The sequence below is a fragment of the Protofrankia sp. Cas8 genome, assembly GCF_963555845.1.
Classification (GTDB): Bacteria; Actinomycetota; Actinomycetes; order Frankiales; family Frankiaceae; genus Protofrankia.
The window spans coordinates 1-10,262 of the sequence record NZ_CAUVXI010000111.1; the positions used below are offsets into that span (position 1 = coordinate 1).

At 64.0% G+C, this 10,262-nt stretch carries 7 protein-coding genes and 1 pseudogene; all 8 read left to right on the top strand.

Translation table 11 applies throughout. The features are described 5' to 3' along the window. Positions 1-284 precede the first annotated feature (284 nt). Positions 285-3,404 carry a BTAD domain-containing putative transcriptional regulator gene (locus tag U9977_RS16225; RefSeq protein WP_322750107.1) on the top strand — a complete coding sequence of 1,040 codons (3,120 nt, stop codon included), beginning with the start codon at positions 285-287 and terminating at the stop codon, positions 3,402-3,404. Between the two features lie 310 nt (positions 3,405-3,714). After that, entirely contained in the window at positions 3,715-4,629 is a 915-nt protein-coding gene (locus U9977_RS16230; RefSeq protein WP_322750108.1) for a hypothetical protein, read from the top strand. A 20-nt stretch (positions 4,630-4,649) separates the two neighbouring features. Beyond that, positions 4,650-5,288 carry a cobalamin B12-binding domain-containing protein gene (locus U9977_RS16235; RefSeq protein ID WP_322750109.1) on the top strand — a complete coding sequence of 213 codons (639 nt, stop codon included), beginning with the start codon at positions 4,650-4,652 and terminating at the stop codon, positions 5,286-5,288. 11 nt (positions 5,289-5,299) lie between these two features. Further along, positions 5,300-6,625: a methylaspartate mutase gene (locus tag U9977_RS16240; RefSeq protein WP_322750118.1), complete on the top strand. Its 1,326-nt coding sequence runs from the start codon at positions 5,300-5,302 to the stop codon at positions 6,623-6,625. Beyond that, positions 6,622-7,578 (top strand): transporter substrate-binding domain-containing protein, encoded by a 957-nt coding sequence (locus U9977_RS16245; protein WP_322750110.1) that lies wholly within the window; start codon positions 6,622-6,624, stop codon positions 7,576-7,578. The genes U9977_RS16240 and U9977_RS16245 overlap by 4 nt, the downstream gene beginning before the upstream one ends. A 143-nt stretch (positions 7,579-7,721) precedes the next feature. Beyond that, positions 7,722-8,699: a DMT family transporter gene (locus U9977_RS16250; protein WP_322750111.1), complete on the top strand. Its 978-nt coding sequence runs from the start codon at positions 7,722-7,724 to the stop codon at positions 8,697-8,699. Next, positions 8,696-9,742 carry an aspartate-semialdehyde dehydrogenase gene (locus tag U9977_RS16255; RefSeq protein ID WP_322750112.1) on the top strand — a complete coding sequence of 349 codons (1,047 nt, stop codon included), beginning with the start codon at positions 8,696-8,698 and terminating at the stop codon, positions 9,740-9,742. The genes U9977_RS16250 and U9977_RS16255 overlap by 4 nt, the downstream gene beginning before the upstream one ends. Further along, positions 9,739-10,262 (top strand): annotated as a pseudogene (locus tag U9977_RS16260) (aspartate kinase); the annotation flags it as partial. The gene U9977_RS16255 and the pseudogene U9977_RS16260, both read left to right, overlap by 4 nt.

Consider the following 10,262-nt stretch of genomic DNA (forward strand, 5'->3'; position numbering starts at 1 on the left):
TGATTCCACGCTGCGAACTGTGCGCATCATTCAGAACCCCTGATCGGACGAGTCGAATCGGCCCTGACCTGCGACAATCCCGATTGCGAGCAGATTTCCGAACGACGCTCCGTGATTCGTGTGGGCCGATGTTCGACTGTTGGTCACGGTAGGAATTCGGCGTGTTTGACTCCTGGCTACCTTCAGCATCCTGTCTCGCTGGTCATGGGGTAATCCTGTGGTTATAATCCTTTTTGAGCATCGGATCGCGCTGGGGCTGGGGGGAGCCACTCGGAAGGGGGAGGATGGCGCTACGGCTTCTGGGCCCCCTGGACCTTGCTGTCGGCGGTCGTTCGCTGCACCTCGGAGGGCCGAGGCAACAGATCGTCCTTGCCATGCTTTCCTTGAACGTCAACAGTGTTACCTCCATCGACCAACTCATCGAGGCGGTCTGGCAGGAAGATCCGCCCCCTACGGCACGCGGGCAGATCCAGGTTTGCATCTCGGGGCTTCGTAAGCTGTTCGCCGAGGCAGGGTTCCCCGATGCGATCAGGACCCGCGTTCCGGGATACGTCCTCGAACTGGGGGCGAATGAGGTGGACAGCCTGCGGTTCACCGGTCAGCTTGCTGCCGCCAAGGAGCAAATCGATGCCGGGCGCACAGCGGATGCGGTGCGAACATTGCGTGCGGCGTTGGCACTGTGGAACGGTACGGCACTGGCCGGCGTGCAGAGCGAGCTCATCCGACGAGGCGCTACCGCATTGGATGAGAAGCGACTGGCAGCCATTGAGGATTGCGTGCGGCTGGAACTCAAACTCGGTTGGCACGAGGAGCTCATCGTCGAGTTGCAGGCGCTGGTCGGCGAGCACCCGCTCCGGGAACGGCTCCACGGGTTTCTCATGCTGGCGTTGTACCGCAGCGGACGGCAGGCCGAGGCGCTGGGGATCTTCAGGCAGGCACGCACAACCCTGATTGAGGAAGTGGGTATCGAGCCGGGGCAGGAGCTGCAAGATCTGGAGCTGGCCATCCTGAATCGGGATCCAAGGCTCGGTGTTCCCCAGGTCAACGTGGTTCCCCATGACGTCGGCCCGGCTGTTGCCTATCCGCCGCAGGCATACCACCGGCGAACGCTGCCGCGACAGCTTCCGGCTGGTATTTCTGATTTCACCGGACGGGTAGCCGAAATCGTCGAGATCAGAAAACTGCTCAGCAGGAACGACGGTGCGGCGTCGGCTGGGCACGCCATGCAGATCGTCGCCCTGTCCGGTAGGGGGGGAGTCGGTAAATCCACCCTCGCGATCCGGGTGGCCCATATACTCAACGACGACTTTGAGGACGGTGTTCTCTACGCGGAGCTGCAGAGTTCGACCAGTCCGGACCGCGCCGCGGTGCAACTGGCGCGCTTTCTGCGTGCGCTGGGAGTGTCGGGAGCGGCCATTCCGGACGATGTCGGTGAACGGGGCGAACTCTACCGCAGCTGCCTGGCCGCCAAGCGCGTACTCGTGGTGTTGGACGACGTGGTCAATGAGGAGCAGGTGCTGCCGCTGTTACCGGGTAGTCCAAGCTGTGCTGTGATCACCAGCAGCAGGAACAGACTGACCGGCCTGCCTGGTGCGCACCATGTCGCCGTCGAAGCATTCGATGCCGCCGAATCCGTCGAGATGCTGACCAAGATTATCGGTACCGAACGCGTCCGAGCGGAGGAGACTGCCGCGACGGAGCTGGGTGAACTCTGTGACGGCCTGCCTCTCGCGTTGCGCATCGCGGCGGCCAAACTGGCGTCCCGCACACGGTGGCAGCTTGGTCGGCTGGTCCATCGTCTGCGGGACGAGGTGCGCCGATTGGACGAGCTGGAACACCGCGGCTGGGAGCTGCGATCCAGCATCGGCCTCACCTACGAGAATCTCGAAGAACCGGCGAAGCGCCTGTTTCGCCGGCTGGCGATGATTCAGGCACCCGACGTCCGTTCCTGGACCGCGGCGGCACTGCTCGACACGGATGTCGCGGTGGCCGAGGATGTGCTGGAAAGCCTGGTCGATGCGCATGTACTGGAAACCGTCGTGTATCCGGATGCCAGAGGGCTGCGTTACCGGTTCCATGATCTGATTCGGGTCTATGCGCGTGAACGGCTGATCGAGACCGAGGCACAGGACGAGCGGGATGCCGTTCTGGTCAGGGTTCTGGGGGCGTGGCTGGCCTTGGCCGAGGCTGCGCACCGCAAGGAGTACGGCGGCGACTACACCGTCATCCACGGGAACGCGCCGCGCTGGCGGCCGCCGGATGCGGATCCCGAGGAGGTGGTCGGCGATCCGATGGACTGGTGGGACAGCGAGCGGCCAGCTCTTGTAGCGGCCGTACGCCACGCGGCCGAGAGCGGTCTCGACGAACTGTGCTGGGACCTCGCACTTACCTGCACAACCCTGTTCGAGTCCAGGGGGTACTTCGACGACTGGCATGAGGTGGCGCAGACAGCCCATGACGCGGCTCACCGCGCCGGGAACCGAACCGGAGTCGCAGCGATGCTGTATTCGATAGGCACGCTGAACATGTTCCAGAGCAGGCTTGCGGAAGCGGACATGTGTTTCCGCGCGGCTATGGACCAATTTGACGCCGCAGGCAACGAACACGGCTTCGCGCTCGTACTGCGCAATTCCGCGCATGTGGACGGGATTCGGGGCGACAGCGACGCGATGGTTGCGAAATACGACCGGGCGCTCATGCTCCTGCGCCGTGTCGACGACCGCATCGGGGCCGCGCATGTCATGCGGAGTCAGGCCAAGCACTGGCTCAGCGTCGGGGATCTGGACCGGGCACAGCTGCTGTTGGAACAGGCTCTGGACACGTGTCGGCAGTTGGGATGCATCCGCGTCGAGGCGCAGGTGCTGCACAGTTTCGCCGATCTGCACGTGCTTGTCGGCGAACTTGAGATGGCACGGCAGGAGCTGCACCGGGTGCTGCGCATAGTCCGCGACGGCGGTGACCGGATCGGCGAGGCCCACGCGCTGTACGGGTTGGGCGTCGTGCGGTATCGGGAGGGCCGGCTGGACAGCGCGGCAACCACGATCGCACATGCACTAGAGCTCGCGTCCGGTGCGGGCGAGCGACTGATCGAGGCGAAGGCATGCCACACCCTGGGCGAGATCGAGATCGCCCAGGGTAACACCGAATCAGGACCGAATCACCTTGAGGGAGCCAAGCGCCTGTTCCAGGAGCTCGGTTCAGGGGTGTGGACCGCGAAATCGTTGGTGCTGCTGTCGGATTTTCATCGCAAAGACGGTGACCCGCTGCTGGCTCGTCAGGAGCTGAATGAAGCCCTGGAGATACTCACCGCCGACGGTTCAGCCGAGGCACGGCGCGTGCTCGTCGAACTCTCCAAACAGCACGGTTTGTGCGACCCGGTGAACCGTTCGGCCTCTCACCAGTGAGTGTCGTCAGTGCCGCTGACGCCCACTGGTGATCCCGTCAGAAGCACTGATGCGATTCCGTCGACCAGGCCCGACGTCAGCCCGGATGCATTCGTCCCGTCCGTGAAGTCTGCGAACATCGTTTCCTCCTGATTGATCATCTTTCCGCCGACGAACATGTCGGCGACGGATGTCACGTTGCCTCGGGTCGACTTCGATTTGCCATCGACTGGCTTTCGATTGCCCGATAGCCGGTCAGAAGCAGGTGAGAAGTCATCGAGGTCATGGTGTCGACCAAAGGGACACACCTGGACCTGAGAGAGGGCCTTCGTTGAGCACGACGTTTCAGATCAGCCCTGAGGACGTGCACCGTGCCCTCGACGACCTGGATCCACTGGCGCTGGTCGTAGCTGAGCTGACCGGCAGGAAAAATCCTGAAGGGAGCCTCGTGGTGGGACCGGTGGCCGGAGCGGGTGTCGGTCTCTCCGAAAAGCACATCGCGGTCGAGGACCCGCGAGGGGCAGTCCGCTTTCTGCTGCCGTTACGAGCTCTGCAGGCGGTCCGCAGCGCCTGCCTGGCAGGCGCTGCCGCACGACTGTTCGTCCCACCGGGTGCGGCAACCGTGTCAGTGCTGGGTTCGGGGCTGTCGGCCGAGATGCTGCTGCGGATGGCGGCCCGGTACGTTGACGGGGTCAGTCACGTGGCTGTGTGCGCCGTCGGCGGATCCTCGGAGGAAATAGTCACCCACCGGGTCGTCGATGAGCTCGATCTGTCCGGCATCAGTTTCATCGTCACATCCGAGATTGCCGAGGCCGCCTTTGGGGCGAATTTTGTCGGTATCGCCGGAAAATCTGCCGTTGACCTGCACATCGGCCAGATCGCTAAGGGTGCGGTCCTGGTCAACTGCAGCGGCTGGGATCTGCCGATTGGTGTGGTCAACGGGGTGGCGACTGTCTATGTCGACAACCTGGGGCTGATCGAGGAAAATCTCCACCGCCATTTTGTCAGAGCACACAGGTCGAGTGAAACAGGCACGGTCGCGAGGCGGCATCGGGAATATCGTTCTCATCGCATCGCCGGCGATCTCAGAGGCCTGTTGAGCGGCGACCACGTCGCACGTTCCAAGCCACCCGAGGGAATCCTGCTGGTTGAGGTTCTCAGCGTGGGGTTGCTGAGCACATCCTTGGCGTGCCAGCTGACGTTGGCCGCCCACCGGCTCGGCCTGGGCAACGCGATCCCCTACTGAACCGTGACGAGGGAAGGAAAATGACCGACGTGCTGTACAGATGGCCGTGCCGGCCCCCACCGAATACCCGGGCCGACACGCGGACGGATCCCGTACCTCCGGTGTCGCCTGTCAGGGTGACCACTAAGTATGAGGTTCGCGATGGCGCGGACCCACGAAGAAGGCCCACGACAACGGGCCGGACGGGGCTTTTGATGATGTTGTCCTCTTCTGTTCCACGTTATGTCGTTTCCGGCGTATCGTCCGATGCCCATATGTGGAACCTGGTATTCCTTCAGCTCGTGTTGGAAGATCGCGGTGGAGAGGTGATCAATCTCGGAGCCTGTGCCCCCGACGAGATAATCATCGAGGAGTGCCGCAGATCGAGACCCGATGTGCTCGTGGTAAGTACGGTCAACGGACACGGGCATCTCGACGGCCTTCGGCTCATACGAAAGATACGCAGTGATCAAGAACTTGCCTCATTGCGTGTGGTGATCGGTGGAAAACTCGGCGTCCACGGTGCGGAGAACACCCGTTTTGATGCCGAGCTGGTGGCCAACGGTTTCGACGGCGTCTTCGAGGCCGACGCCGGTCTCACAGAATTCGAGAAATTTCTGTCGGTCCCCACAGCCCGGCCGAGGGCCGAGCTGGCGGGCATCCGGGAAGGAGAAGCCTGATGCAGCCGAAGATGACACCGTCTGGTGATACTCCGTCTGGTGATACTCCGCCGTGGACGACAGTCCGCAGCGGTCGTTTCTCGCGTTTCGTTCAACAGGCGGCGAGTGACGGCCGGTTGATTGTCCAGCCACGCATGGGATTCGGTCCGGTGCCCAGGATGCGGGCCGGTCTGGAAGCTGTGCGGGCGGCTCGCTGTACAACTGTCGGCACTATCACGGTGGATAGCTACACTCGAGTAAACGATCACAAATCGGCCCGGCAGGCGTTGCACGCCGGAGACGATCTCAATGGCTTCCCACTGGTGACACACGGCGCCGAGACCACTCGTCAGATGCTGTTCGGGCTGGCCGATGATGACTTCCCCGTCCAGGTCCGGCACGGCTCGGCAATCCCTGACGAACTGTTCGCGGCGTTGGTCGCAGCCGGGGCGGACGCCACCGAGGGCGGTCCGGTTTCGTACTGCCTGCCCTACAGCCGGGTACCGCTGCGCGAGGCGGTCGCATCCTGGGCGCGCTGCTGCGAGCTGCTGGCCGGGATGGACGAGCCAATGCATGTGGAGAGCTTTGGCGGATGCATGCTGGGGCAGCTGTGTCCGCCCAGCATGCTCGTTGCGTTGACCATCTTGGAGGGGCTTTTCTTCCGAGAACACGGCCTGCGTGACATCTCCCTCAGTTACGCCCAGCAGACCCATCCCGGCCAGGACCTGGAGGCGCTTGCCGCGCTGCGCTCGCTGGCCGGGGAATGGCTTGGCGACCTGAATTGGCATGTTGTTCTTTATACCTATATGGGGGTTTTCCCGCGTACTCCCGTCGGGGCATTCAGGATTCTGGAGGAGAGCGCCCGGCTGGCAGTCCGCAGCGGCACCGAACGGCTGATCGTCAAAACTCAGGCGGAGGCGATGCGCATCCCGTCCATCGGGGAGAATGTCGCCGCGCTCGAGTTTGCCGCCGCCGTCGCGGAGAACGAAGCCTCTCGTGCCCCGGTCCCGCCGCCATCGGACACCGGGATCCTCGACGAAGCCCGACTACTGATCACTACGACCCTTCAGCTGGGCAGCGACGTGGGATCGGCGCTGCTGGAGGCCTTCGCCTCTGGCCATCTCGATGTGCCGTTTTGCCTGCACCGCGACAACGCCAACCGCGCCCGGGCCCGGATCGACCACCGCGGTCAGCTCGTCTGGTCCGACACCGGCGCCCTACCGCTGACTGGTACATATCAGGATGAATGCACGGCACAGCGCCTCACCGCCCGCGGACTGGTCGACATGCTCGGTTACAACGAGCGGCGTTTTGACCGCGAGCAACTCGTGGGTTCCCCGGTCAGGAGGTTGCTATGAGCATCGCCACGGCAGTCGTCCCGACGCTTGAGACGGTCCGCTCGGCGGGCACTTTACGCACCGTGGTCAGCCGTGGTATCCGCGGACTGTCCTTCCAGACAGCCGGCGGGCTCTGGAGCGGACTGGACGTCGACATCGCCCGGGCGGTCGCGGCGGCGACGATTGGGGACGCCATGGCGGTGACCTGGCTGCCGACCGATCCGGCCCGGCGGCTGGACCGGTTGATCGGTGACGACGCCGACCTGGTCACCAGTAATCTCTCGTGGACGCTTGGCCGGGAGGCCGGCGGATCGGTGCTGTTTCCCGGGGTGATCGCCTACGACGGCGAAGGCTTCCTGGTCCGCGCGGCCGACGGCTTTGACACACCCGAACAGCTCGCCGGGCGTCGGTTGGCCATCCAGGCGGGCACAACCAGCGCGGCCAACCTCAACGCCTGGTATGGCTCGCGCGGCCTATCGGTGCAGCCGGTGACGTACGCGACTCCGGCCGATGCCCTTGCCGGGTACGTCCATGGCGAATGTGCTGCCTACGTGCTCGACCGGATGGCCCTGGCCGGTGAACGGGCCGCACTGCCCGACGCCGCCGCCCATCGCATTCTGACAGAGATGATCTCCCGGGAGCCCATGGCGATGGCCGTCCGCGACGACGACCCGGCATGGTTTCGGGTGTGCCGCTGGGTGCTGAACTTCCTGTTCGCCGCTGAGCACGCGGCGGCGCAGGCCTCCACGGTGGGGCGTGCAGCGGCGCTGGATGCCGTTGCCGGCACTGCCGGCGTCAACGGGCCGAACCTCGGCCTGGATGAAGCATGGGCCCGCCGGGTGTTGGCTGCAGTCGGCACCTATGGCGACATCTACGACCGCAATCTCGGGCCGTCGTCCGGGCTCGACATCCCCCGCGGCATGAATGAGCTGTGGACCCGCGGCGGCCTACACTACGCTCTCCCGCTGCACTGATCAGTAAAAAACCGCACATCGTATTTCTACAGCCGTGTCCGCACTGCCGCACCGCGCGTATGCGCGGCACCACTCATCGGCCGCAAGTTGTTCCGGCGATCCCCCCGGGACCCTGGGCACCGTCATGAAGGGAAACATCCGATATGAATACCTTGAAGCCGTCGGCCAGTCGGGAGAAGACGGGGGCCATCGAACTGACCCTGGCGATGATGCTCTCCGGAACGCTGGGCATCTTCGTCATCGAGTCCGGCGCATCCCCGTTTAACGTGGTCTTCTTTCGCTGCGTGTTCGGTGCCATCGCGCTGGGTCTTTACTGTTCGGTTCATGGATTGTTCAGAAATCACGGTTTCACTCTGAAGAAGCTGGCGCTGGCTGCCCTCGGCGGCGTCTTCATCGTGTTCAACTGGGCGTTGCTGTTCGAGGCGTACAAATCGACCTCGATCTCGGTGGCGACTGTCGTTTATCACACCCAGCCGTTCTATGTCGTACTCCTCGGTGCTCTGCTGTTTCGCGATAAGATCACGGCTGTCAAGTGCGGCTGGTTCGCTGTCGCCTTCAGCGGACTGATCCTGGTTGCCGACATCACTCCGGCGGACTTCACCAACGGTACTCACTACCTGACCGGAATCGGGCAGGCGCTACTGGCCGCCGTCTTCTACGCGTTCGCCACCATCATCGCCAAGCGGCTGTCCGGTGTGCGCCCGCAGCTGATCGCGCTGGTCCAGGTCATCGTCGGCATCCCGCTGCTGGCGCCCTTCACCAACTTCCACCAGATGTCGGGCATCGGCACAGGCTGGGCCTGGTTGGTCGGTATCGGCGTGATCCACACCTGTCTCATGTACATCCTGATGTACTCCTCGTTCCAGAAGCTTCCCACCAGCAAGATCGCGGTATTGGCCTTCGTCTACCCGGCCGTCGCGATGCTCGGCGACTGGGCGGTCTACGGGCACCACGTCAGCGCGCTGCAGGCACTGGGAATTCCCCTGATCATTGCCGCCAGCCTCGGCATCAACCTCGGCTGGAGGATCGGCCCACGTCGTGCCGCCGCCCAGCTCGTCGAGCTTCCTCTCGCCACTGCTTCCGCAGCCGCGCCGACCGCAACCGCTGGAGTGAATCGATGACTCTCGTGGCTGATGCCGCGGCTCCCCGGGTAGCGCTCGTCGGTGCCACCGGCGTCGTCGGCAGTACCCTGATCCAGTTGATCGAGGAGCGCGGCTTCCGCTACCGCGCTGTCCACCTGATCGCGTCCGGCCGCTCGGCAGGTCGCGAACTGGCCGTTGACGGCCGTGCCTACCAGGTCCAGGACCTGGCGAGCTTCGACTTCTCGCAGGTCGATGTGGCCTTCTTCTCAGCCGGTGGTTCGGTCAGTGAGACGTTCGTGCCCGCTGCGGTTGACAAGGGCGTGTTGGTGATTGACAACACCAGCGCCTTCCGGATGGACCCCCACACTCCGCTGATCGTCCCGCAGATCAACGCCCATGAACTGAGCCGCCGTCCTGACAGCGGCATCGTCGCCAACCCCAACTGCTCGACGATTCCGCTGGTTCGGCTGCTGGGTACGGTGCAGGAACGCTGGGGCATCCGCCAGGCGGTGGTGAGTACCTACCAGGCCGCCTCGGGTCGTGGGCACTCCGGAATCGCTGAACTCTACGCGGCCAGCCAGGCGACTCTGACGGATCGTCGCGATCTGGGGCCGGCGCAGGAGTTCACTCCCTCACTCGCCTTCAATGTCGTGCCATTCATCGACAGGCTGCTGGACTCCGGTTTTACGTTTGAGGAGCAGAAGATGCTCCAGGAGTGCCGCAAGATTCTCGGATTGCCGCATCTGGACGTCACCACCACCTGTGTCCGTGTACCGGTGGCCAACTGCCATTCCGAGGCTGCCTGGATCGAGTGCAACAACCCGGTTGATCGCACCGAGCTCGTCGAACGCCTCGCGGCGCTGCCTGAGGTGGCCGTGCATGACAAGGACATGATGGGCGCGTTCCCGACACCGCGCACCGCGACCACCCGTCCCGACCATGTTCACGTCGGCCGAATCCGGGTGGCTGAGCATAATCCACGGGGCTTCTGGCTGTGGATCGTGGCTGACAACGTCCGGATCGGCGCCGCCCTCAACGCCATCCAGATCGCCGAGGCAATGATTGAAAGGGGGACGTTGTGACCCGCCCCGCGGTCCTGAAATTCGGCGGATCCAGCTTCCGTACCGCCGAGGCATACCGACGTCTGGCCGAGACCCTCGCCGAACGCATTGAGGCCGACGGTAGACCGCTGGCCGTGGTGGTCAGTGCGATGCCCGGCGAGACCGAGAAGCTACGCGAGCTGTTGCGCGAGGTCAATCCTCACCCGGCTGACGCCTCTGTGGCGGGACTCCTCACCCTCGCTGACACGGTTGGTGCCCAGTTGCTGTCCGCGGCCCTGCACAGGATAGGATGCCGGTCCACAGTACTTGCGGGCCACCAGCTCGGCTTTACCACAGGCAGCAGCTTCATGTGGGCCCGGCTGGAAGATATCGACCCGGTGCCGCTGACTCGGGCTCTGGTGGAGCACGAAACAGTGATAATCCCCGGCGGTCAAGCAGTGGACGCTGCCCACTGCCCCACCTGGCTGGGGAAAAACAGCTCGGATCTGTCTGCAGTCGCGGCCGCCGTCGCCGTCGGCGCGAACAGGTGCGAGATCTACTC